Origin of the sequence: Cryobacterium frigoriphilum (genome assembly GCF_004403305.1) — a bacterium.
Taxonomy (GTDB): domain Bacteria; phylum Actinomycetota; class Actinomycetes; order Actinomycetales; family Microbacteriaceae; genus Cryobacterium; species Cryobacterium frigoriphilum.
On the sequence record NZ_SOHE01000069.1, the window covers coordinates 120,215 to 142,760 of the forward strand.

Annotated in this window: 21 protein-coding genes and 1 pseudogene; 9 read left to right on the plus strand and 13 right to left on the minus strand. The window is 65.5% G+C overall.

Annotated features, from left to right (window positions below; translation table 11 throughout):
* The first annotated feature begins 10 nt into the window (after positions 1–10).
* Together E3T55_RS16470 and E3T55_RS16475 are read left to right on the plus strand one after the other, a co-directional pair.
* Complete coding sequence (locus E3T55_RS16470; RefSeq protein ID WP_134520640.1) at positions 11–1,027, plus strand: aldo/keto reductase; 1,017 nt, start codon at positions 11–13, stop codon at positions 1,025–1,027.
* Between the two features lie 128 nt (positions 1,028–1,155).
* Positions 1,156–2,118 carry a pseudouridine synthase gene (locus E3T55_RS16475; RefSeq protein WP_241993107.1) on the plus strand — a complete coding sequence of 321 codons (963 nt, stop codon included), beginning with the start codon at positions 1,156–1,158 and terminating at the stop codon, positions 2,116–2,118.
* Between the two features lie 72 nt (positions 2,119–2,190).
* Here the strand turns inward: E3T55_RS16475 and E3T55_RS16480 are convergent, their stop codons facing one another.
* The 5 genes from E3T55_RS16480 to E3T55_RS16500 form a co-directional block, all read right to left on the minus strand.
* Positions 2,191–2,814: a LysE family transporter gene (locus E3T55_RS16480; RefSeq protein ID WP_134520641.1), complete on the minus strand. Its 624-nt coding sequence runs from the start codon at positions 2,812–2,814 to the stop codon at positions 2,191–2,193.
* A gap of 55 nt (positions 2,815–2,869) precedes the next feature.
* Positions 2,870–3,886 (minus strand): MBL fold metallo-hydrolase, encoded by a 1,017-nt coding sequence (locus E3T55_RS16485; protein WP_134520642.1) that lies wholly within the window; start codon positions 3,884–3,886, stop codon positions 2,870–2,872.
* 6 nt (positions 3,887–3,892) lie between these two features.
* Positions 3,893–4,780 carry a 1,4-dihydroxy-2-naphthoyl-CoA synthase gene (locus E3T55_RS16490; protein ID WP_134520643.1) on the minus strand — a complete coding sequence of 296 codons (888 nt, stop codon included), beginning with the start codon at positions 4,778–4,780 and terminating at the stop codon, positions 3,893–3,895.
* Between the two features lie 24 nt (positions 4,781–4,804).
* Entirely contained in the window at positions 4,805–5,860 is a 1,056-nt protein-coding gene (locus tag E3T55_RS16495; protein WP_134520644.1) for an NAD(P)-dependent alcohol dehydrogenase, read from the minus strand.
* A gap of 209 nt (positions 5,861–6,069) precedes the next feature.
* Positions 6,070–7,584 (minus strand): HNH endonuclease signature motif containing protein, encoded by a 1,515-nt coding sequence (locus E3T55_RS16500; protein WP_134520645.1) that lies wholly within the window; start codon positions 7,582–7,584, stop codon positions 6,070–6,072.
* A gap of 336 nt (positions 7,585–7,920) precedes the next feature.
* Here E3T55_RS16500 and E3T55_RS16505 point away from each other — a divergent pair, with 336 nt between their 5' ends.
* Positions 7,921–8,388: a GNAT family N-acetyltransferase gene (locus E3T55_RS16505; protein ID WP_134520646.1), complete on the plus strand. Its 468-nt coding sequence runs from the start codon at positions 7,921–7,923 to the stop codon at positions 8,386–8,388.
* Between the two features lie 9 nt (positions 8,389–8,397).
* Here the strand turns inward: E3T55_RS16505 and E3T55_RS16510 are convergent, their stop codons facing one another.
* On the minus strand, positions 8,398–9,423 hold the full coding sequence (locus E3T55_RS16510) for a lactonase family protein (protein ID WP_134520647.1): 1,026 nt from the start codon (positions 9,421–9,423) through the stop codon (positions 8,398–8,400).
* A 155-nt stretch (positions 9,424–9,578) separates the two neighbouring features.
* On the opposite strand from E3T55_RS16510, the gene E3T55_RS16515 reads away from it, so the two are divergent.
* Positions 9,579–10,016, plus strand: a complete 438-nt coding sequence (locus tag E3T55_RS16515; protein WP_134520648.1) for a hypothetical protein — start codon at positions 9,579–9,581, stop codon at positions 10,014–10,016.
* Between the two features lie 276 nt (positions 10,017–10,292).
* Here E3T55_RS16515 and E3T55_RS16520 read toward each other — a convergent pair whose 3' ends face one another.
* Positions 10,293–11,711 carry an MFS transporter gene (locus tag E3T55_RS16520; protein WP_134520649.1) on the minus strand — a complete coding sequence of 473 codons (1,419 nt, stop codon included), beginning with the start codon at positions 11,709–11,711 and terminating at the stop codon, positions 10,293–10,295.
* Positions 11,712–11,915: 204 nt separating this feature from the next.
* On the opposite strand from E3T55_RS16520, the gene E3T55_RS16525 reads away from it, so the two are divergent.
* The 4 genes and pseudogenes from E3T55_RS16525 to E3T55_RS21240 all read left to right on the plus strand — a co-directional run.
* Positions 11,916–12,137 carry an AbrB/MazE/SpoVT family DNA-binding domain-containing protein gene (locus E3T55_RS16525; protein WP_241993113.1) on the plus strand — a complete coding sequence of 74 codons (222 nt, stop codon included), beginning with the start codon at positions 11,916–11,918 and terminating at the stop codon, positions 12,135–12,137.
* Positions 12,134–12,499 (plus strand): PIN domain-containing protein, encoded by a 366-nt coding sequence (locus tag E3T55_RS16530; RefSeq protein WP_134520651.1) that lies wholly within the window; start codon positions 12,134–12,136, stop codon positions 12,497–12,499. The genes E3T55_RS16525 and E3T55_RS16530 overlap by 4 nt, the downstream gene beginning before the upstream one ends.
* 155 nt (positions 12,500–12,654) lie before the next feature.
* Positions 12,655–13,401 (plus strand): hypothetical protein, encoded by a 747-nt coding sequence (locus E3T55_RS16535; protein ID WP_134520652.1) that lies wholly within the window; start codon positions 12,655–12,657, stop codon positions 13,399–13,401.
* A pseudogene (locus E3T55_RS21240) lies at positions 13,401–13,892 on the plus strand (RNA polymerase sigma factor); the annotation flags it as partial. The gene E3T55_RS16535 and the pseudogene E3T55_RS21240, both read left to right, overlap by 1 nt.
* A 78-nt stretch (positions 13,893–13,970) precedes the next feature.
* On the opposite strand, the gene E3T55_RS16545 reads toward E3T55_RS21240, so the two are convergent.
* The 6 genes from E3T55_RS16545 to E3T55_RS16570 all read right to left on the minus strand — a co-directional run bounded on the left by E3T55_RS16545 (position 13,971) and on the right by E3T55_RS16570 (position 21,685).
* Positions 13,971–15,068, minus strand: a complete 1,098-nt coding sequence (locus tag E3T55_RS16545) for an NYN domain-containing protein (RefSeq protein WP_338145134.1) — start codon at positions 15,066–15,068, stop codon at positions 13,971–13,973.
* A 175-nt stretch (positions 15,069–15,243) separates the two neighbouring features.
* Positions 15,244–15,975, minus strand: coding sequence for a DUF4386 domain-containing protein (locus E3T55_RS16550; RefSeq protein ID WP_198418590.1), 732 nt, complete (start codon positions 15,973–15,975; stop codon positions 15,244–15,246).
* Positions 15,976–16,009: 34 nt separating this feature from the next.
* Positions 16,010–16,228 (minus strand): hypothetical protein, encoded by a 219-nt coding sequence (locus E3T55_RS16555; protein ID WP_134520653.1) that lies wholly within the window; start codon positions 16,226–16,228, stop codon positions 16,010–16,012.
* A 117-nt stretch (positions 16,229–16,345) separates the two neighbouring features.
* On the minus strand, positions 16,346–18,823 hold the full coding sequence (locus tag E3T55_RS16560; protein ID WP_134520654.1) for a winged helix-turn-helix domain-containing protein: 2,478 nt from the start codon (positions 18,821–18,823) through the stop codon (positions 16,346–16,348).
* Positions 18,824–18,887: 64 nt separating this feature from the next.
* A complete protein-coding gene (locus E3T55_RS16565) occupies positions 18,888–19,082 on the minus strand; it encodes a hypothetical protein (protein ID WP_134520655.1) in 195 nt (64 codons plus the stop codon).
* Positions 19,083–19,213: 131 nt separating this feature from the next.
* Positions 19,214–21,685 carry a DEAD/DEAH box helicase gene (locus E3T55_RS16570; RefSeq protein WP_134520656.1) on the minus strand — a complete coding sequence of 824 codons (2,472 nt, stop codon included), beginning with the start codon at positions 21,683–21,685 and terminating at the stop codon, positions 19,214–19,216.
* Positions 21,686–22,311: 626 nt separating this feature from the next.
* Here E3T55_RS16570 and E3T55_RS16575 point away from each other — a divergent pair.
* Positions 22,312–22,536: a helix-turn-helix domain-containing protein gene (locus E3T55_RS16575; protein ID WP_134520657.1), complete on the plus strand. Its 225-nt coding sequence runs from the start codon at positions 22,312–22,314 to the stop codon at positions 22,534–22,536.
* The last annotated feature ends 10 nt before the right edge of the window (positions 22,537–22,546 follow it).

The following is a 22,546-nucleotide window of genomic DNA, read 5'->3' on the forward strand; positions in this document are numbered from 1 at the left end:
GGAGAGTTTCATGGACTACCGCCTACTCGGACGCACCGGCGTTCAGGTCAGCCCGCTGTGCCTCGGCACGATGATGTTCGGCCCCTGGGGCAACCCCGACGTGGCCGACTCGATCCGCGTCATCCACCATGCCCTCAACGCCGGCATCAACTTCGTCGACACCGCCGATGTCTACTCGGGCGGTGAGTCCGAGCAGATCGTGGGTCAGGCTCTGAAAGGGCGCCGCGACGACGTCGTGCTGACGGCCAAGTTCTGCATGCCGATGGGGGAGGGCCCCAACCAGAGCGGCGGATCTCGCCGGTACATCATGACAGCCGTCGAAGACTCGCTGCGGCGCCTCGACACCGACTATCTCGACCTGTACCAGGTGCACCGCCCGAGCGCCCTCATGGATGTCGACGAAACACTCGGCGCCCTGACCGACCTCGTGCGGCAGGGCAAGGTGCGCTACATCGGCTCATCGTCCTACTCCGGCAGCCAGATCGTCGAGGCGCAGGTTGCTTCCCGTGACGGCCACCTCGCCCGATTCGTCACTGAGCAGCCGCCGTACTCGATTCTTGTGCGTGGCATCGAAGCGGACGTCCTGCCGACGGTTCAGCGCCACGGCATGGGCGCGTTGACCTACAGCCCGCTCGCCGGCGGCTGGCTCTCGGGCAAGTGGCGAGCGGATGCCCCGCCCAGGCCGACCTCATCGGCGCGCCCCCGCATCCGTTTTGATATGACGAGTGTCGCAAACCAGCAGAAGCTCGAGGTGGTTGAGGCGCTGACCCAGGTCGCCGACGAAGCCGGCATCAGCCTGATCGAGCTGGCGATCGCGTTCGTCATCAACCATCCGGGGGTCACCTCCGCGATCATCGGGCCGCGCACGATGGAGCAGCTCGTCTCGCAGCTGCCGGCCGCCGACGTGAGGTTGAGCCCCGAGATTCTGGACCGGATCGACGAGCTGGTGCCGCCCGGCGTCACGATCAACCCGGGCGACAACAGCTACGGCGCGGCCGAGCTGGCGTGCGCCGCCCGCCGCCGCTGACCGGCCCGGTCGTCTTTCGCCGCACGCCAGAGGCTTACGCCCTTCCACGCGAGGCTCGAGGCCACGAGGTCGATGATGGCGCCGCGCATGCTGCCAGAAACCTCTGCTGTACCGCCCGAATGCGTCATGTGAATCCGATTCTCTTCGTTGCCGGGGCCGCGTACGATCGGGGGGTGCCCCCGCGTTCTCCTCTGCCACAACGACACGGGTTGGATGCGGCCTGGGTGGTCACCCCAGAACGATCCGAGCACCAGCCCTGGGCGACGATGGCGCACTGGCTGAACGAGCGAATGTCGGACGTCGTCGACGTGACGGGGTTTCTGGGCGCTGAACGATTTGTGTACGGGACAGGAGCTCCGGTACGTGGCCGTGACCCCTACCGGCCGCACACCTTTATCTGGTTTTATCGCGACCTGGCCGGCGAGACCGTCGTGCCGGGGGACATCCATCTGATCTACCGCGATGAACGAATCGTGGTGATCGACAAGCCGGCCTTTCTCTCCACGATTCCGCGCGGCCGGCATGTCGTGCAGAGTGTCGTGGTGCGCCTGCGCGACCAGCTCGAGCTGCCCGAGCTGTCGCCGCTGCATCGCCTCGACCGGGTGACGTCGGGGCTGGTGATTCTGGCGACCGAGCGACGCTGGCGCGGTGCGTACCAGTCGATGTTTCAACGCCGGGAAGTCGGCAAGACCTACCGGGCACTGGCCCCGCTGCTGCCGGGCCTCGAACTTCCCGTCACCGTGCGCAACCACCTCACCACGCGGCGCGGTCAGTGGCAGGCCGAGGTTGTGCCCGATGCACCGTTCAACGCCGAATCGCTGATTGAACTCGAGACCGTCAGCGGCGCGATGGGTGTATACAAGCTGACGCCCCAGACCGGGCGCACCCATCAACTGCGCATGCATATGCTCGGCCTGGGAATTGCCATCAGCGGTGATCCGCTGTACCCCATCGTTCAGGATATTGCGGTGAACGACTTCTCTCGCCCGCTGCAGCTGCTGGCAAGCCAGGTGAGGTTCACCGACCCCATCGATGGGGAGGCGCGGCAGTTCGACTGCGTGCGCACGCTTCCGCTCGGCAGCGAGGCTTGACGCGCTGGCCTGTCGTGCCGGCCTGTCGATGATCAGCGCATCAGCGCATCAGCGCATCAGTGCATCAGTGCATCAGTGCATCAGGACCAGCAGGACGGCGACGGCCATGAACAGCGACCCAAAGGTGCGGTTGAGAATAGTCTGCCCGCGCACGGTGTTCGTAAAGCGTTGAAACGACTTCGCCGCCGCCGCGAAAAATAGCCACATCACGACGATGTCGATCGCCACCACCGTGATGGTCAAGACGACGTACTGGGGCAGCAGTGGCTGCTCGGGCCGGATGAACTGCGGCATGAAGGCGAGAAAGAACACGAGTGCCTTGGGGTTGAGCAGATTGACCCAGAGACCGCGGCGAAACATCGACCAGGCCGGCACTCGGGTGAGCAGAGTCGTCAGGTCGCGTTCGGCCTGCGGTTTCTGCACGAAGAGACGGATGCCCAGAAACACCAGGTACGCGGCTCCGGCGTAGCGGATGATGTTGAAGAGCACGGGGGACCCGGCCACAAGAACTCCGACACCGAGCGCAACAACGATCACGTGCACGACGAGCGCGGCCTGCTGGCCCAGGATTCCCCAGATGGAGCGTCGAAACCCAGAATTCAGCGAGTTGTTCATGGTGTTGATGGCGCCCGCGCCGGGGGTGAAGCTGATGAGTACGCCGGCGCCCGCGAGGGCCAGCCACAGGGAGAGTTGCACACGCCAGCGTATCGCGGGCGCGTGCGGTGCCCGTCACCGCACGCGCTCTGCGGACTCAGCGATGGTGGGCGGCGATCCTGGCCAGGCCGTCGGCCGCTACGAAATCGCGGTGGATGGCGGTTTGGGAGAGCGCAGAAAACAAGAAGAACCCCTCGAGCCTGTTCCATCCGGCCGTCCAGGTCAATCGCTCGGCGATCTGCCAGATGGTGGAGTCGGGGCTGTCGGCCACCACCTCGGCGACTTCGCGTGAGCGCTTGAGGTGGTGCCTGGCCGACTTGCCGGCGCGCTTGGCGAGCCCGGAGAAGCGATAGCCGTGCCCGGGCAGCGCTTCGTGGTCGGGGTAGACGCTCACGGTGTCGAGTGAATCGAGATAGTCCGTGAGTGCGTTGGTGTTCGTGGGACCGCCGAGACCGAGACCGGCATGCATGGTCGGCAACAGGTGATCACCGGTGAACATGATCGACCGCGCGTCATCGCGCAGGCTCAGGTGCCCGGGCGTGTGACCGGGGGTGAGCATGGCCACGAGGTCGAATCCGGGGATGTCGAGGCGCTCGTTGTTTGCGAGTACGCGGTCAACGTGCACGTCGGGGTGCGGGGGAGTAGCGCTGAGTATCGCCTCGATTTCTGCGCGTCGGTTCGCCGGAACGCCCCAGTCGTCGAGCACGTGTGAGAACACCGACGGTGACCACCCGCCGACGCCGCGCGCGTACAGCGCCTCCTTCTCGGTGGCGTGCACCTGCAGCGGGGCGCCCGAGGCCTGCTTCAGCCGGGGCCCCATACCGATGTGGTCGGGGTGCAGATGCGTTGCCGTGATCGAGCGGATGTCGGTGGCCGCGGCGCCGAGGCTGGCCAGGGCGCGCAGCACCCGCTGCAGGTTGCTCTTCGAGTCCCATCCCGGGTCGATCACGTGGATACCGTCGGCCGAGTCGCGCAGCAGATACAGCAGTGAGTACGGAATATGACCGCCGGGCATGGGCATGCCGAGCGCCCAGACGTCGTCACGGACCTGTTCGAGGTCGGGTGCGATCCGCGTGGTGCTTGAGGCGAACTGTGCGGCGCTTGTCGCGTGCATCGCTGCCTAGAATTGCCAGGGGAAGGGCGACCAGTCCGGTTCGCGCCGTTCCAGGAACGCGTCCTTACCCTCGACGGCCTCATCGGTTCCGTACGCCAGCCGGGTGGCCTCACCGGCAAAGATCTGCTGGCCCACCATCCCGTCGTCGACGGCGTTGAACGAGAACTTGAGCATGCGGATCGCAGTGGGCGACTTCGTCAGAATCGTGTTGGCCCAGTCCAGCGCCGTCGTTTCGAGTTGGGCGTGCGGCACCACAGCATTGACCGCACCCATCTCGTAGGCGCGCTGCGCGTCGTAGGGACGAGCGAGAAAGAAGACCTCTCGCGCGAATTTCTGCCCGACGTGTTGCGCGAAGTACGCGCTGCCGTAACCGCCGTCGAAGGACCCGACATCGGCATCCGTCTGCTTGAACATGCCGTGTTCCTTGCTGGCGATGGACAGATCGCAGACCACGTGCAGCGAGTGACCGCCGCCCGCGGCCCAGCCCGGAATGACCGCGATGACGACCTTGGGCATGAATCGAATGAGACGCTGCACCTCGAGAATGTGCAGGCGCCCGGTGCTGACCGTTCCGTCACGATACTGGTAGCCGTCGCGGCCACGGATGCGCTGATCTCCGCCCGAGCAGAACGCCCAGCCGCCGTCTTTCGGGCTCGGTCCGTTACCGGTGAGCAGAACGACGCCGATGCGGGTGTTCTGCCGGGCATCATCGAGCACCCGGTAGAGCTCATCGACCGACTGCGGGCGGAAGGCATTGCGTACCTCCGGCCGGTTGAAGGCGACCCGGGCGACCCGGCCGGCAATGTCGTGGTGGTACGTGATGTCCTGCAGCGCGGAAAAGCCGTCGACGGGCTTCCACAGGGACGGGTCAAAGATCTCGGAAACCTGGGTCATGGTTTCAGCTTAGGTGCGGGTTGCTCAGGCGTCGGAGCCGAAGGTGGCCACGTCGATGACGAAGCGGTAGCGCACGTCGCTGCGGATGACGCGCTCGTAGGCCTCGTTGACCTGGTCGACGCTGATGATCTCGACGTCGGCGCCGATACCGTGGGCGGCGCAGAAATCGAGCATCTCCTGCGTCTGACGGATGCCGCCGATTTTCGATCCGGCGATCGACCGGCGCTGGGAGGCGAGCCAGAACATCTTCACCTGGTCGGGCTCGGTCGGGATGCCCACGTGCACGAGGGTGCCGTCGAGGGCGAGCAGGCCGAGGTAGCGCTCCAGGTCGAGGTTCGCGGCGACCGTGTTCACGATGAGGTCGAAGTGGTTCTCGAGCTCGGTGAAGGTGGCCGGGTCGTTCGTGGCAAAGTAGTGGTCCGCGCCGAAACGCAGGCCGTCTTCTTGCTTGCTGAGGGTCTGGCTGAGCACGGTCACCTCGGCGCCGAGCGCGTGGGCGATCTTCACGCCCATGTGGCCGAGCCCGCCCATGCCGAGAATGGCCACCTTCTTGCCGGGGCCGGCCTTCCAGTTGGTGAGCGGCGAGTACAGGGTGATGCCGGCGCAGAGCAGGGGAGCGGCTTCTGAGAGTTCGATGCCCTCGGGGATGCCGAGCACGAAGTTCTCGTCGACGACGACGGCGGTGCTGTAGCCACCGTTGGTGGGGGTGCCGTCGTAGTATCGCGAGTTGTAGGTGCCGACCTCGCCCTTCAGGCAGTACTGCTCTTCGCCGGCGAGGCAGTTGGCGCACTCGCGGCAGGAGTCAACGAAGCAGCCAACACCGACGCGGTCGCCCACCCGATAGCGGGTGACCTCGGTTCCGACGGCGCTGACGATGCCAGCGATCTCGTGGCCGGGAACCATGGGGAAGAGGCCAACGCCCCACTCGTCGCGGGCCTGGTGGATGTCGGAGTGGCAGATGCCGGCGAACTTGATGTCGATCGCCACGTCGTTGGCGCCTGGTGTGCGCACCTCGACCGTGGTGCGTGCGAGGGGCTGGTTGGCCGCGGGGGCGGCGAGGGCGGAAACGGTGAGAGTCAAAAGAACGTCCAATGCGGGTTGGGGAAGGCGGGGTTCTTCGTGCCACCCCACGACACCCGCTGCTTCGACGCTACGTGGTGTGCCCGGCAAAGTGCTGATCTGAATGGGTCTGAAGGGGGTACTGATAGGCCCTCCCACGACGTCCGCCCGGTGCACTCATGCCGCCCAGAGGGCCGATCGCGCGTTCGGGAATATGGCCCGCACGGCCGCTAGTTCACGGGGCGGTTGGCGCGGTGGTTTTGTGCGGGCCGCCACGTTTGGCTGGGGTCTATCCAGGCGGGGCCGAGTACTTCGGGCCGTCCGTGGGTCATGCGGATTTGCCATCCGGAGGTGTCGATGGCGTGGTGATGTCGGTAGCAGAGGCAGACCCCGTTGGCGACTTCGGTTTTGCCGCCCTGGGCGTAGCTTTTCACGTGGTGCAGTTCGGTCCAGTACGCCGGAATGTCGCAACCCGGGATGATGCAGCCGCCATCGCGAGACATGATGGCTTTGGTCATCGCTGGGGAGAACGCCCGCCGCTTATCGCCAACGCGCAGCACCTCGTTATTCGGACCGAACAAGATGGGGATGAACCCGCCGCTACAGAGTGCCTGATCCACGGTCGTGAGCGAGACCGGGGCCTCAACCCCGTCGATCCAGCCGACGCCGCGGCCGGCGTTGAGGTCGACCGCGTTGACGTGCACGGTGACGGTGGGGGCGGAGCCGCCCATCACTCCGGCTTTGGGGTCGCGGGCCGCTTCGCGGACCATGTCGCGCAGTATGTCGGCCCGCTTTTCCCCGCCGGGGCGACGGTCGATATCAACGACCTCGGCGTCAGGCACGACCTCGGCCCCGTCGGACCCGGCCAGCTCGGTGTCAGGCACGACGTCGGACCCGTCGGCCCCGGCCAGCTCAGCCGGCCCGGCCGTGGGGAGAAACTTCACCGTCGCCCGCGCCGACAGCCGCGACGCGAAATACGTCTCGAACTCCCCGCGCAGGTCGGGGGTCACGCCGCCGAAGATTCGGTAGAGGCCCCGTTCGAACGAGCCGAAGCTGATGCTGCTCTTGGCCTCCCGAGCCTCTTCCTGGGGTGCGATGCCGTCGGGGTCGAGGCGGGCCTGCCACTCATGCACCAACACCCGCATCCGATCAGCCGGCAACGCGATACCGGCACCCGGCAGCCCTGCGGTATCAGCATTGAGGGCGCCCGTCGCGTTGGCGACGAGCACCCGCTCGGCGAGGTGCAGGTCCGAGGGGTCGGCCTGCCGGATGACCTCTTGCAGGCCTTTCACGATGATCTCGGCCGAGTCCACGCCGATCTCCCCGGCGGCCAGTGCCGCGCTCACGGTGGGAAACACCGCCGGTCGCAGCTGGCCCACCTCGGACCGCACCGACGTCAGCGCACCCAGGCTGATGCGTCGCTTCACTTCCCGCACCGACACGTGGGTGACACTCATGATCAGGCCGAGCTTGCCCGTGCACCCCATGCGCTCAGACAGGGTGTCGGTGCCGCCGTAGAGCTCGACGTCGGCGCGGCGGGCGACCTCCGCTGTTGATGCAACGCGGGCACCATCGACGCGGCGGCCGAGCTGCTCAAGACCATCAAGAAGGGCGAGTGACAAGGCATCATCTTGTAGTGAGTAGGTCAGCCCGGTCAGGGCCTTGGCGAGCAGCTCGTTGATGTAGGCGAGCTGGTCTACCGGATTGTGGTCGGCATCTGTGTCCGACGGGAGTGTCTGTGACATATTCTCAGTTTACTCCTGAATGAAGACAAATACCAGAGAATCTTAAGAATTTTTCATGACTTTGGTACTTATCGACACCTCGAGTAGCGGCCCATTCCTGTCGGCTGAACGAGGTGCAACATCCGTCACCTGCCGGAAATCGCCTCGCCTCAACCCGAGCCTCTCACCACCCACCGACACTCCAGACTCCGGCGGCGTCCATGCCTATCCGGGCGTCCATGCCTATTCGACAGGCGCGCACTAGCCGCCGGATCGCCTCCGTGCGATTATGTGGCTGTCGACCGCGACCGCGCGTGATCCAGGCTGAAATTCGAACCCGGGACAGGATATTCACCCATGTCGCAGAGCTCATCCGTTACTCAATGCCACACCCGCCGTCTGGGCGCTGGCGATCTCAGCCTCGCTCGCATCACGCTCAATGTGATGGCAAAGGTCTTCGAAACGGATGCCGTCGACGACCGCGACGCGCATCTGGTCGACCTGCTGCGGTCGCCGCAGTTCTGGGCTTTCACGGCGACCATCGATGGTCGCGTGGTTGGCGGGCTCACGGGCTACACGCTGCCCATGGCCCGCACGGCTGCTCGCGAGCTGTTCATCTATGATCTCGCCGTCGATGCCGCGTATCAACGCCGCGGCGTGGCAACCCGCCTGATGAGCGCCGCGCGTCAGTCGGCCCAGGTGGAGGGCATCGACGAGATCTTTCTCGTGGCCGAAACCGCCGATTCGCACGCTCTCGCGTTTTACCGGGCCATCGGCATGGCCGAGATGGCCACGACGACCTTCGCCTACGGCTCGCCCGCCTGACGCGCTGGACTAAACGAAGCGGACCCAGTTCGCCCCGTGCCCGGTCTGCACCCGTTGCGAGAGGCGAAGGTCGTCCTCGTCGACCGTATAGACCGAAACGGTGGTGGATTCTTCCCCCGCCGCGACCAGGTGACGGCCGTCGGTACTGAGTGCGAAGCCGCGCGGCTGTGTCTCGGTTGCCGTGAAGCGTCGAGGGGGTGCGAGGGTGCCGTCGGCCGCGACAGACAGTGCACCGAGGGTGCTCTCGGTGCGTTCGGACGCCCACAGCGTGCGCCCGCCCGTCCCGAGATGCAGATCGGCACCCCAGATCAGGTGATTTGGGCGTGGGTCTACCCCGATGCGGCCGTGTCCGAGGCCCGCAGAGGTGTCGAACGCTGCGGGAGAGCTGCGCAGAGCCAGGACGCCGCTCGTGCGGTCACGGGAGAAGTGCAACACCTCACCGGAGAACTCGGTGAGAACATAGACGGCGTTCTGTGCCTCGTTGAGCACGAGGTGGCGAGGTCCGCTCCCGCTGGGTGCGGCCACGGTGGCCGGTGAGAGCGGCGCGAGCGAGAGGTCGTCCTGGATCGCGTACTGTGCCACCAGATCCGCTCCGAGGGAGACGAAGTAGGCGAATTTCCCGTCCTCGCTCGGGAGTACCGAATGCAAGTTCGGGTACGAGATTCGCGTCACCGGTTCCCCGACTCCGCCTTGCCCCACCGGCGCGCTGATGCCGTAGCCTCCGCCGTAGGATACGCCGAGGAGTGCGGATCCTCCGCGCGTCAGCGCCACATAGTTGAGACCGCCGCCCTGCAGATCGCGACGTGAGATCTGGGTCAGCACGCCGCTGTCCCGGTCCAGCGCGAGCGTCACGATGCCAGAGGGATCGCCCTTCACGGCGGCGTGCACCAGATCACGCGAGGGGTCGACGACGAAGTTCGAGCAGCCCGTGAGCCCATGGGCTGTGGCGAGAAGTGTGAGTGAGTCGCCGGACAGACGGAAGGACGTGATGGTTCCGTCGCCGGCATTGGCGACGAGGACGAGGGATGCGGTCATCTGGCTATCGTACGAGGCCGTGTGACCGGTGCGCCTCACCAGATTCAGGAGCATCCAGTCGGCAGCACTCCCAGGATGGGGCGGAATGCGGCACTTGCCGCCGTGCCTGCGTCGTGCAATGATCCGATTTTCGACCACGACCGAGAGGAACTGCGATGAGCGACACGCACACCGGCTTCAGCGAGGCCGAGCGCGACGCGATGCAGCAGCGCGCCGCCGAACTCAAGGCGATGAAGGGGGTCAAGGGCTCGGCCAAGAAGGCGAAAGAACTCGAGGCCTGTCTTGCGGCGATCGAGAAACTCACGGGGACCGATCGCATCATCGCTGAACGACTGCACATGATCGTCGTGGAGGAGGCGCCGCAGCTTGACGCGAAGACCTGGTACGGATTTCCCACCTACGCCAAGGCCGGCAGGAACATCGTGTTTTTCCAACCGGCAGCCAAATTCGGTGCACGCTATGGCACGGTCGGCTTTGAGGAGTACGCGGCGCTGGATGAGGGCGAGATCTGGCCGGTCGCCTACGCCGTCATCGAGATGACTCCCGCCGCCGAGACCCAGTTACGTGTGCTGGTCAAACGCGCGGTCGCCTAGCTCGGTCCGAAACAGTACGCACCCGTCGACCTGATTTAGTCGTCGTCCCGCATCAGCAGGGGCACGGGCCGCCGTGACCGCACCGGACAACTCTGGCGCGGAGTCCGATCGCCGTCGCTTTTGCTGTGGCCCTTCGTTGGGATTTAGATAGAGACCTCCGAGGACCCGACCGTGGCGCTCGGCTGCAGTAGCGGCAGGCCGCCCTGGACGAGGTCTGGCCCGTCGCCTACGCCATTGTCGAGCCTGGATCACGCCACGTTCAGGACACGGGAACATCTAGCGCCGCAGCTGCGCCTCCGTCGTCGGATCGACAGCGGCGTCCGGCGGCACCGATTCGGTCTGGTCGAGATACTGCGCCGAAATGCGGCGATACGACCTGGTGAAGAACGCGGCGATGGCCGCGAAGACCATCACGAGGCCCGCGATCAGGAACACGAGCGCGATGCCCCGCGACTGACCGTCGCCCAGGAGCCAACCGAAGTCTGCACGGCCGGCATCCGAGTTCATGAACGGAATAATGATGAACTCGGCGATCGGTGCAATGAGGAACGCGGTGATCGGGGCCGCTGCCGACTCGAATGCCGCCGCAAACCCGAACACGCGGCCCTGTTCGCGGAATGGCACTACTTTCTGGATGACCGTCTGCTCGGCGGCCTCGACGGCGGGGATGAGGGTCATGTAGAGCCAGATGCCCGTGGCATACAGCCACCACCAGTCGCGGATCGTGAACAGCGCCCCGAGCACGCCCATGAGAATGATGAGCAGTAGCATCGTGCGAATCGGGTTGCGGCCGAGGCCGAACTTCGCGATCAGCAGACCACCGATGATGAACCCGGTCGAGCTGACACCGAGCACGATGCCCCACGCCTCCACCCGAAAGAGTTCGAGACCGTACGGGTCCATGAGCGCCATGTAGACGCCGCCAATGAAGTTGTTGAAGGTCGAGAAGATGATCAGCGCGAACAGCCCGGTGGCCGCGTGCACGGCCGTGATGCTGCCGCGCAGGTCGATCAGCGGGCGCCGCTGGCCATCGTGCTGCGGTTGGTCCTCGGGTATGCGCAGGAACAGCAGGTGCACAAGGGCCGCCGCCGAGAGCGAGATGGCGATGACCAGCGTCCAGCCCATGCCGAGCATTCCGATCGCGAGCCCACTGAAGACACTCGTCACCATGAAGGCGATCCCCTGCACCGTGCCGACGAGCCCGTTCGCCTTGGCGTGCCGCTCGACGGGGATCAGCAGCGTGACGACCGTCGAGAGAGCGATGTTGCGCATGTTCTCGATGACCGCCCCGAAGAGGATAATGCCGCTGAACAGCCAGAACCAGGGCCCGCCGAGGTCGAGCAGGGTCGACTCCGGGAACACGAGATACAGGCCGCCGCCGATGCTGAAGGCGACCAGGGTGACAGCGCCGGCGAACACCATCACGAGGTGCTTGCGATGCCGGTCCACGATGGTGCCGAACGCCATCGAGAACACGGCGACGAGCAGCATGTACGCGCCGCCGATTATGCCAGTCGCGAGCACCGAACGAGTCTCCAGATAGACCCAGAAGGTGAGCGCGAACCAGAGAAAGCTCGTGGTGACGTTGGCGACCGCCGTGTTCACCAACACCTGCGCGAACGTGCGCGCACCGCCGCCGGATGTGGGGTGGGTATTTTTCTGGGATGTCGCGGCTGCGTCGTTCGTGGACGCCATGTCATCCTCCTCCCGGGTGAAGGCAGACTTCGGGATCAATGACACCAGCGTAGACAGCGAGACCGTGTCGCGGGTAGCCTTCGCCGAGGATTCCGCGGGCGTTCCCTACGACCAGAATCCACGCCGAAGGCGACCCGTTCGACCTATCCCACACGTCTGCCTCAGTGGTAGCTTGATTGCATGAATGGGACATACCAAGTGGTCATGGGAGACCGGGGGCGGTTTGTCGTCCCCGCTGAATTACGCACCCGACTCCACCTGGCCGAGGGCACCCCACTTGTCCTGCTCGACACCCCCGCAGGGCTCGTCTTGCTGACTCGCGACCAACTGCGCGAACGCGTTCGCGCAGATGTGGCTGGAGTCGATCTCGTGAGTTCCCTGCTTGCCGAGCGGCGTCAGCAGGCCAGCGCCGAAGACGCGGCGTGACGGTCTTCGACGCGTCTGCCCTGTTGGCCTTCCTTCAGGGTGAAGGCGGCGCAGAAGACGTCGCACGGGAGTTGGCCAGCGGAGGCGCCTGCGGAGCCGCCAACTGGTCCGAGGTAGCACAGAAAGTGCGTCAAGCTGGCCGAGATTGGAACCTCGCTCGGGCGCTCCTGGGCAGTTACCCACTGATCGTAGAGCCGGTCACCCTCGATGACGCGGAGTGGGCCGCTCAGCGATGGCGTGCAGGCGAGGGACTCTCGCTCGGCGATCGGCTATGTCTCGCGCTCGCGCACCGGCTGGATTCCGACGTGTGGACGTGTGATGCTGCCTGGGGCGAGGCCGACGGCATCCATCAGATCCGCTGAAACCTGCGAAGAGGCCCATCCCGGCCACCGTAAGCGCGCGCTTCGTCCTCGTAGCCGACGTTGGAGGGCCGTGACGTGTTGCCACCGCGCCAGCGCAGAGTTCGCTCGTGCGAAGCACTTTGTCACGTTTGGACCGGATCTCGACATGGGCAGGTATGGACGATTTAACGCACGACAGTGAAGACCGGATGCGGGCGCTCGGGCAGGTGCGGATCTCGGCCGGAGCCCGCGACGCGACGCGGGCTCTGACGATGACGCTCGACGACCCGGCGGTGCGTGACGCAATAGCACCGGAACCTCGGCGGCGGTTCGCCGGGCTTTCACGCCGCCACCGGCTGGTCGTCGGCAGCCTCGTAGCGCTGCTCGGCATCGGTGTCGGGGTGCCGGCGGTCGCTACCTCCCTGCTCGCGCGCACCGGAGAATTCGGCGACCCGGCGACGAGCACCGAGGTGGATGACACCGAATGGATCGACCCGGGGGCCGACGATCTGCCGCAGGTCATCATCGACGCGTACCCCGATTACCTGACGCTGCCGCCGGGCATGCCCGAGAATATGGCGATCGCCGATACCTCACGATTGATGGGCAGAATGGGCGCCGAACACGAGGTTGGCCAGGCCGTGGTGCAGGAGGGCTACGTGACGCAGGTCTACGAGACCTTCGCGATTTGCGCTTGGACCGACGTGTGGCTTGGTGCGCACGCATCCTCTGACGCGGCCGCCGAGGCGCTCGCTACGGCGTGGATCGGTGATTTTGACAACTACCGCGCGGTCTCGAGTTCGGTGAGCATCCGGGACAGAATGACGGTCATCGCTCAGGGGGCCGCCGCGGGCAATCCGGGCATCGTCAAGGGGACGTACACAGAAAACGATTGCGCTGTGCGGCTCGGAGACGCCCAATGATGGGCGCAGAATCGACCACCGATGCGCCCGCGCAGGCGGCGGCATCCGTCGAGGAGTTCATCCGGTCGGTCGCCGACGAACTGCTCGCCTACTTCGCCCGGCGGGTGACACCGCACGAGGATGCCGCGGACTGTCTCTCGGAGACGCTGCTGGTTCTCTGGCGCCGGCGCGACAGCCTGCCGTCGGCCAGTGACGAACGACGAGCCTGGGCATATGGCGTCGCCCACAACGTGCTGGCTGCGCACCGGCGTGGCGGGATGCGACGCCTGGCGCTCAGCTCGCGACTGCGCGACGAACTGAGAGTCGTGCCGATCGCACCGGAATCCGACGATGACCGCGCCATCGCGGCGCTCGCCTCGCTCTCGGCCCGGGACCGGGAGCTGGTCTCACTCGTCGTGTGGGAAGGTCTGAGCATCGCCGAGGCCGGCGGGATCATCGGTGTTCGGCCCGACGCCGCCCGGGCACGGTACTCACGCGCGCGGCGCACCCTGCGAGCACGCCTCGGCTTCTTGTCGCGGTTTCCTAAGTTTGTGGCGCCGCGACGCGGCGACGGCGGCGGGAAGCCGCTTTTAGCCTTTGGTGTCGGCGTCGGGACGCAGACGGATGAGCCGCTGCGGGCCATCCTCTTTCAGCTCGGCCAAATGGCTGTGCGAGGAGAGAAAGTCCGTGAACGACCGAAAACCGAGCGGCTTCTCGTTGAACGACGGGTCCATACGACGCATCTGATTCTTGATCATGCCCGTGTTCAGCCATTCGTCGCCGTCGCCCTTGGCCTGAGCGATCTGCAGGGCGCGCACGAGCAGCTCGGTGGCCAGCAGCTGCGGGTCGATGTCGTCGCCGGCGCCGGGCTCATCGAAGGGCGCGTCTTCGAGGTGCGAGAACAGGGGAATGCGGGTGAACTTGCGCGCCTCGGTCGGGACCGTCGTGGGAGCAGCATCGGCAGGCTCGTTCGCCCTGACGTTCGCCTTGGGTCGTTCGGCCGCGGTTGCGGCAACGGCGGCCGTTGCGGCGGATTTGTCGATTCCGGGCAGCGAGTCGTAGTCCTCGAACTCGTCACACGCGGCGGCCAGCGACGTGCTCGTCGACCCGGCGACGCCGATACCGACGACGAAACGGCCGAGACGCTTGGACTTCTGAGCGAGTGCGATGTAGTCGGAGTCGCCGGCAATGATGATCACGTGGGTCAGGTCGGGCAGGCGAAAGAGGTCTTCCACGACGTCGACGGCCAGACGGATGTCGGCGCCGTTCTTGGTTCCGCGGGTCGTCGTGGTGAACAGCTGGGTCAGGTCCACGGCTCGAGACATGAGCTGGCGCTGGTACGCCGCGTTGACCGGCACCGACCAATCGGCGTAGGCGCGGTTGACGACCAGCGTGCCAAATGACGCGGCAAAGTCGATGATGGCGTTGAAGTCCACCGTCGCGGCGGCGAGCTTCGCGGCAACCTCGGGGTCGGCATCCCGGCTGTACTTATCAAAATCGCGGATGCCGTCACGCTGGAAGGCGTTGCGGCCGTGCAGCTGCTGGTAGCGCGAGATGACGATGTTGTCGAAGTCGATGTACAGGCCGACGCGGGCGTCGTTTGGTTCAGTGATGGTGAGCTCCTCAGCCGCGGGCGGAAGACTCAGTAGCGATCCGGTACCTCTAGTGTGCGCGGAGCGACACGGCAAGGGCAACTCGGGTCTCGGTCACGCATCACGTCTTGTGCCCAGCCGGGGCTGATCCGGCCGGTCTGCGGTGCGGCACTGAGCCCCGCGCGGGGGTTGAGCGCTCGTGGCGCAGGCCCGGTACACGGGCGCAGTGTAGAATCTGCGCCCGCGTAACGAACCTGCGCCCGGTAGGCGCCTACAGGCTCACTCGGTCAGCGGATGCGGTCAGGCCGGCCGTGATGGGGGAGGGACGGAACCCCTTGGCGACCAGCCAGACGCCGAGCGAGAGCTCCCAGAGCGCGATCGGGATGACGGCGAGACCGGTCACCGTGGAGACCGGTTCCCAGAACCCGAACAGCACGCCGATGTCGGACGCGACGAGGAGCGGGGCTCCGACGAGCCCCACGAGAGGCAGAATGCGTGGCACCAGGCGCGAGCGGTACAGCAGGGTTCCCAGCAGCAGGGCGTTCATCGCGGGGATGAAGCCCTGCCCGAGCAGCGTGGTCCATTCCCGGAGCGCCACGAGCGCCTGGGCGGTGATCGCGCCATCCGCTCCGACTCCGGCCTGGCGCAGCGTGACCACGGCCAGCAGGGTGACGACGCCGACGAAGATCAGGGCGGCCTCGAGGGTGCGCGCTGCGACGAAGCCCAGCGCGAGTCCCTCATTCTGTCGACGCACGACCGGGTAGAGCGCGAGGGCAGTGCCAATGCCGGCGAGGGCCACGATGACTTCGAGCACACCGCCGATCAGCACGGGAGTGTCGGGGCCCGGCCCGGTGAGATAGCCAGGGGCCAGCGCCGGCGCGAACAGGGCCAGCGTGGGGATCGAGACGAACGTGATCAGGTAGAGAACGCCGGCGACGAGCGACGTCTTGCGCAGCGACGTCATGGGGGTTCGCTTGCCGGTCGCGGTGCGGATGGTGGTCATGATGGGTCTCCTTTTATATGTGTAGGTGTGCGGTCTAGTCGAGGTACTCGACGGGGGTGACCGACAGAAGCGGCAGGCCGACGTCGCGCACCTTCTGCAGCAGTCCGTGCAGCGCGGCCTGGTCGAGTGCCCGGCCATGGATGACAGCGGTGCCGTCGCTCGCGTTGGTGATGGTGCATCCGTCGAACCAGTCGGCCCAGCGAGAATCGAGATGACCGGCCAGGCGGATGTCGTACCCCGCGTTGTCGCTCATTCGTTGCTCCTGCCGATGGTGGTTTTTTTGATCTGCCTGCACGGTAGAAGCAGGCATGGTGAGGGCGCGTCACCAGATCTGGTGATCGGCCTGGTGATTCGCGTGGGGTTGCGTCGGTTAGAGCAGGCCGAGTTCGTCGGCCCGGCGCACGGCCGCGACCCGGCTGTTGACGGCGAGTTTGCCGAAGATGTGCCGGGTGTGGGTGCGCAGGGTGTTGACGGAAACGAAGAGCTCGCCGGCGATCTGTGGGCCGCTCAGCTCGGTCGTCAACAGCCGTAACACGTGCAGTTCGCGGTCGCTGAGCGCCACCGGTCCCGACTCGCGGGTGCCCGGATCAGGGGCACCGGCAGCCGTGGGGAGCATCGCCCGGCGCAGTCGGCGAACGTAGTCTGAGCGGATGCCGCGGTGCAGGGCCTCGCGCAGCACGGCATCCATCGGCGCCCCCTCGTCAAGGAACAGCCGCGCATAGCCTTCTGGCTCGGCCTGGGTGAGCGCTCGTTCGAGCGGCACGAGGGCACGGTCGAGGCGCCCCTCTGCTTCGTGGGTGAGTGCCTGCAGCATCAGAATCTCGTTCGTGCTTGCGGTTCGCCCGCCCGCTTCTGCGGCCTGAAGCAGCCGGTCGAGCAGCTCGCGGGACGCGTGCAGTGCGGCCGGGGCGTGAGCGGCGCGATACTCGGCCAGCAGCAGCCGGGCCAGGGTGACGTGCTCGAACTCGGTGAGGTAGCCGAGGGCATCCGTTGCCGCGAGCCCCCGGGTCTGCGCCCAGCGGCGAGCCTCGGTCAACCGACCCTGACGGATCCAGATGCGTGCCGTCATGGCCGCAATCGGTGCGAGGTCGGGAAAGAACCCGGGCGCATACAGGCGTTCGGCCTCGGCGAGCGAGCCGAGTGCGGCCTCGAAATCGCCGTCGGCCTGCTGGAGTTTCGCCATCGCCGTGAACCACCGGAATCGATTCTCGGGCAGCGATGCGCGCTCGCCGAGTGCGCGTGCGGCCAGCAGATGTTCGGTGGCGAGACCGTGCTCGTCACGCTCGCGGTGCAAGTCACCGAGGCCCACGTGCAGGTCGGCGAGCGGCTGCCGGGATGCTTCCCCCGGCGCGGTCGCGACCGCGACGGCCTGCTCGTAGGCCTGGCGGGCCTCCTGCAGCCGCCCCAGCGCAATCAGCATCTCCGCCAGCACGACCGTGGTGCCGAGCACATCGGTGGCGTTGCCGGCCAGGGCGAGGTTGGTTCTGACCTCACCGAAGGCCCGCAGCCCGTCCTCGAGATCACCGTTGGCCCAGGCGGCCAGACCCAGAAATCCGCCGGCCGCCGCGCGTCCGAAGTGGTCGCCCGGCCCGGAGAGTTCGAGGGCACGCCGGGCGTGCTGCTGCTGGCCGGGCACATCAGTGCGGGCTTGAGCAAGCGAGGCCCGGTAGACCTCGATCATGACCGGCAGCGTTCGAAATTCCTCGGTATCCCTGTCGGTGTGAAGGTCGGGGTGGCTGTCGCCGTCGTCGGCCCGCAGACCGGCCTCGGCGTCGGCCAGCCTCAGCTCGACGCCCTCGAGATCGCCCGCGAGCAGCAGCGACCAGGCGTAGTAGAGGCTGAGCACCGGGCGCTGAACGAGTATCTCGCGGGGCAGCCGCCTGATCCACTCGAGCAGCGTGACATCCTGGCGTTGCCGGCGCATCACGGGCAGGGCCTGCTCGATCAGTCGCGCCGCCCGCTGGAAATCGGCGGCCGCCAGAGCATGACGAACCGCCTCTTCTGGCAGATCGTGGTTTTCGTACCAGCCGCTCGCGAGCCCATGCAGAGCCGGCGGGCTGTGCCTGCCGCCCCGCAGCATCCGTGCGCGCAGAACGTCGACAAACAGGTGATGGTAGCGAAACCATTCACGTCGGTCATCGAGCGGAATCACGAACAGGTTGTCGCGTTCGAGATTCTCAAGCATGCTGGCACCGTCGGTCTGCCCGGTGACGGCATCACACAGGTCGCCACTGATCCGGTCGAGAATCGAAGTCTGCAGCAGAAAATCGACCACCGGCTCGGGCAGGCGCTGCAGCACCTCCTCGGCCAAATAGTCGATCACGAAGCGGTGACTGCCCGTGAACGCCTGCACAAAGGCGGCCGTGTCCGGGCGGCCCTGCAATGACAAAGCGGCCAGCTGCAGGCCAGCGATCCAGCCCTCGGTGCGCGTGTCCAGGGCGGCAATATCGGTGGCCTCGAGTTGCAGGTGCATGACCTGGGTCAGAAAAGCGGATGTCTCGGCCGGCGTGAATCGCAGATCGGCTGCACGCAACTCGGTCAGCTCGCCTCTGGCCCGCAGCCTGGCCAGTGGCAGCGGGGGATCGGAGCGGCTCGCGACGAGCAGATGCAGCCGCTCCGGCAGGTTGTCGAGCAGAAAACCGAGGGCCTGCCGAACCGGCAGGGCATCGATGACATGGAAGTCGTCCAGCACCAGAACTACCCTGTCGGATGCTGGCGCCGCCTGCGCGATGTCGCTGATCAGCGCAGTCAAGGCGGTTTCGATGGCCTCGGGGTGATGAGAATAGAGGGAGAGGGCCTCAGACCCAATCGTGGCGTCGGCACGCTGCAGGGCGGCCACGAGGTACATCAGAAAGCGTGCCGGATCATTGTCGCCGGCGTCGAGAGAGAGCCAGGCGACTCGAACGGGCGGGTCACTGCTGCGAAGCGTGGTGATCCAGTCGGCGACGAGAGTCGTTTTTGCCGCTGCCCGCCGCTGCCGCGATGACCGTCAGCTTGCGGCCGGAGTCGAGCGCCTGCTGCAGGCGCGCCATCAGGTGTGGGCGGGCGACCGTTTCAGGTCGCCGTGCGGCAATGAAGAGCTTCGTGGCCAGGACCGGCGTCGACATGACGACATCATAGGGTCAGCCATCCGTTTCCCGCATGCCTACCAGTGGCGAAATGGCTGGTTGCCCCTCCGGAATTCCGGGTGCGCTCGAGGGACCACCGAGTGCGAGACGGCCGGCCTGTGGGCAGTGTTTCACGCAGGAATCACCGGGTCAGGCTTGTCGTGGTGTGCCACAAAACCCTGCTTCGACAAGATGCGCTGGCGCTTGCGATACATACGATCGAAGACGGGCACCTGGGCATCCCAGTAGTCGTGAACCTGCGAGGCGACGGGGTCGCCGGTAGCCGCGGTTTTTCGCGTGGCTCGCGAGATGCGTCCGATCTGCTGCACGATCCGCCCTTTGAACGCCATCGGAACGGCGAGAAAAAGGGTGTCGAGGCTCGGCAGATCGAATCCTTCGCCGGCAATCTTGTCGATCGCGACGAGAATGAACGGATCGGCGGCGGATCGTCCATCGAGCTCGGCGCGGATGCGACGGCGTTCCTTGATCCCGAGCTGGCCGTGCAGCACGAAGACCGCCGCAGCCTCGGCTCGAAGAAGCTCCGCCAGTTGTTCCACGTGCTCAACCCGGGTGGAGAGAACGAGGCAGTTCCTGCCAGTCTTGCAGGCATTCACAACATCGTCTGCGATGAGCCGGTTTCGATCGATGTCGGATGCGAGTTCGGTGTAGATCGCCTGGATGTCATCGGCGCCGCTCTCAGCAGTCTCGAACACGGTTTCATGCACGATCAGCTCCTTCGCAAACGGTGCGCTGTCGTCGATCGTGTGACGGATGGGGCCGCATTGCATCGTGATGATGTCGTCCATCTGGTCGGCCCGATAGGGCGTGGCCGTCAGGCCGATCCATCGTTGCACAGCGATTTGTCGGACGGCGGCTTCCGTGGCCGCAGCGCCTAACGCATGGCACTCGTCGACCACTATCAGGCCGTAGCCGCTGAGGACCGTGGGATCGGCCGCTCGGTGGGCAATGCTCTGCAGCATAACGATGTCGATGATGTGGGTTCTCTTGCGGCGGCCACCCCCAAGCTGGCCGATTTGGGCCGTGTCGATGTCGAGGAATTCCGCGAGCCGATCACGCCATTGTTGGACCAGTTCTGCGCGGTTGACGACAATTGCGGTCGTCACGGCCAGGTTCGCGATCAGTGCGCAGGCAATGACGGTCTTCCCCGAGCCAGGAGGGGCGACCAAGACTCCGGTGTCATGCCGTTGCATCGTAGCGACGGCTTCGATCTGAGGCGCTGTCAGCTCGCCGCGAAACTCGACGTCGATGGGCTTGGCTTCGGTCAGGTCCGAGACGACCTCAATTTTGATTCCTGCGGACTTCATGATCTGCCTGACCGAATCGAGCAGGCCGCGGGGGAGTCGTAGCGTCGTGTCATCGTGTTCAAAACAGTAAACGAAGCGCGGTGTGCCAAAGGTACTGAATCGCTGGGCCTGGCGACGATAGAATTCGGGGTTCGCAAGCGAGGCCGCGTGTTTCAGTTCGGCGATAAGGCCCGAGGGAAGACCGAGAGTTGGAATCGAGAGCACCGAGCTGAGGTTGATCCGAACACTTGTCGGGACGGGTGCTGTGGAATCGATCGGCTGGGCATTGGTGCGCTGCGTCGAGGAAAGTGAGCGTTTTCGAAGGCCGGAGCTGAGGTCGACAGGCCCCATTCGCACGGGGCGCAGGGTGCTCGCGGCCGTCTCGAGCGCGTCAGTGGACAACCGCACGATGCTGGAGAGAAACGCAAATTGGTCCTCGAAGGGGAGCCAGGTCTTCGGGTCGACGAAAACCGTTGTCCCGCGTCGTCGGCATGCTCCCTGAAGAGGCAACGCGATGAGGTTGCCCAATCGCATGCGGCCGGGTGACCGTGTGGGCAGCAGATCCTGCGACGGAAAGAGTCGGTCGTAGCTGGTGAGGCTCATGCCGTTTTGATGGGCCATGGCATCGCGCAGCAGAGCGAGTCCCAGACTTCGCGCCAGTTGCGCGGAGACGGCCTGCGCAAAGAACAACCACACATGGGCACCGTCACCGGACCGAGAGACCTCCGTAGCCGATCCGACGCCGTGACGAGAACAGGCGTCGGCGTAGGCCGCAGCATCCGCTTTCCAGGAACCATCGTCGAAATCACAGACCAACAGCCGACAGGTGTCGTTGGCCAGCATGGGGTAGAGGCCAGCATGCAGACCGTCACCGCCGCTGCGGCTACCCATCAGATGCGTGGCGATCACCTCATCGGAGACGGGAAGGAGATCCTTGGTAGTAACCGCATCGGTGTAGAAGCCACCGCGTACGACGGGACTCCATCCGCTCTTGCCGGTCTTGCTGCTGGTCCACCGGCTCGCGTAGACATCCGTTCGGCCGGCGAAAAGGTCGCGGAACAGGGCGATCTTGTCTGGTGCCGGAGAGTCCCGCGTGACGGGACGCTGGGGATTATCACCGATGCTGGCCCGGTACAGCGTTGAGGCTGGTGTCGCTAACTCGTGCGTCACTACAGTCGCGGCCGTTCGCTGGGCCAGGAGCTCCCGCACGGTGCGGCGCGCCTGTGCCAATCTGGTTTCGAGTTCGGTGATGCGTCGTTGCATCGCATCAATCTCGGCAGCGAGCTGGTCGGCGTTCATTCTGACAGTGTGCACGAGCCGCAGGATTTAAGCGACGACCCGCAATGTCGGTGGTCTCGGTCAGTATGGGTAGACGGTCTGCGGCACCTGTGTCCCGAGGAGCCAGCGTGGGGAGGCAGGTTTGAGATCGCGTTGGTCTATTTGTCGCACTTGCAGCCGGTCGATGGGATGTGTTAAGTTATGACTGAACGATCGCCCGTTCCACTGCTCCGAAATAGCCGTGTGGTGCTCGGTATCGTAGGCCCGACCGGCAGATGCCACGCACATGAGTTTCTACGAGGTTTGGATAGCCGGTTCTTGGCGCGATACCAGCGCTATCTTGAGTACCTTCACGAAGGCATCCCGATCAAGTCCCCCGAGAACTTTCGGAGGTTGAGTTCAGAGCCTTCGCAGGCGATCGTTTATGAAATCAAAGTGGACAAGTTTCGCCTGTATTTAGTGCGGTTTCGCTCCGTTTGGTACGCCACGCATGGCCGAATGAAGCCCACAGACCATCAGGTCAATCAAGAGGTCCAGAAAGCACTCCAGATTTTCTGGGACGGATTTGAAGGAGCCCCGTGACGGAACACCCGGTTTTTCCTGTTGGTGACCCCCACTACGACTCAACGTACGCGGAGGAATCCGCGATGGTTGATGCAAGTGAGCTCATAGCGTCCGCTCTGGAGCGAAGCGGCATGACCCGGGCAGACCTGGCCCGTGCCCTCGGTGTGAGCAGAAGCGAGGTGACGGCCCGCCTCGCCGGTGAACGGAATATCACGGTGCGAAAGCTCGCAGCGACGCTGCACGTGCTCGGACTGCGCCTTGAGCTCACAGCGGTCATGAACCACGATCAGCGGATGCAGAAGACCTGATTCGGTTTGG

Coding starts and splice junctions, on each gene's coding strand:
- E3T55_RS16470 (WP_134520640.1), top strand. CDS start 11: ATGGACTACCGCCTACTCGGACGCACCGGCGTTCAGGTCAGCCCGCTG.
- E3T55_RS16485 (WP_134520642.1), bottom strand. CDS start 3,886: ATGCACGCGACAAGCGCCGCACAGTTCGCCTCAAGCACCACGCGGATC.
- E3T55_RS16490 (WP_134520643.1), bottom strand. CDS start 4,780: ATGACCCAGGTTTCCGAGATCTTTGACCCGTCCCTGTGGAAGCCCGTC.
- E3T55_RS16500 (WP_134520645.1), bottom strand. CDS start 7,584: ATGTCACAGACACTCCCGTCGGACACAGATGCCGACCACAATCCGGTA.
- E3T55_RS16505 (WP_134520646.1), top strand. CDS start 7,921: ATGTCGCAGAGCTCATCCGTTACTCAATGCCACACCCGCCGTCTGGGC.
- E3T55_RS16510 (WP_134520647.1), bottom strand. CDS start 9,423: ATGACCGCATCCCTCGTCCTCGTCGCCAATGCCGGCGACGGAACCATC.
- E3T55_RS16515 (WP_134520648.1), top strand. CDS start 9,579: ATGAGCGACACGCACACCGGCTTCAGCGAGGCCGAGCGCGACGCGATG.
- E3T55_RS16520 (WP_134520649.1), bottom strand. CDS start 11,711: ATGGCGTCCACGAACGACGCAGCCGCGACATCCCAGAAAAATACCCAC.
- E3T55_RS16525 (WP_241993113.1), top strand. CDS start 11,916: ATGGGAGACCGGGGGCGGTTTGTCGTCCCCGCTGAATTACGCACCCGA.
- E3T55_RS16535 (WP_134520652.1), top strand. CDS start 12,655: ATGGACGATTTAACGCACGACAGTGAAGACCGGATGCGGGCGCTCGGG.
- E3T55_RS16550 (WP_198418590.1), bottom strand. CDS start 15,975: ATGACCACCATCCGCACCGCGACCGGCAAGCGAACCCCCATGACGTCG.
- E3T55_RS16555 (WP_134520653.1), bottom strand. CDS start 16,228: ATGAGCGACAACGCGGGGTACGACATCCGCCTGGCCGGTCATCTCGAT.
- E3T55_RS16560 (WP_134520654.1), bottom strand. CDS start 18,823: ATGTACCTCGTGGCCGCCCTGCAGCGTGCCGACGCCACGATTGGGTCT.
- E3T55_RS16565 (WP_134520655.1), bottom strand. CDS start 19,082: ATGTCGACGCCGGTCCTGGCCACGAAGCTCTTCATTGCCGCACGGCGA.
- E3T55_RS16570 (WP_134520656.1), bottom strand. CDS start 21,685: ATGAACGCCGACCAGCTCGCTGCCGAGATTGATGCGATGCAACGACGC.
- E3T55_RS16575 (WP_134520657.1), top strand. CDS start 22,312: ATGGTTGATGCAAGTGAGCTCATAGCGTCCGCTCTGGAGCGAAGCGGC.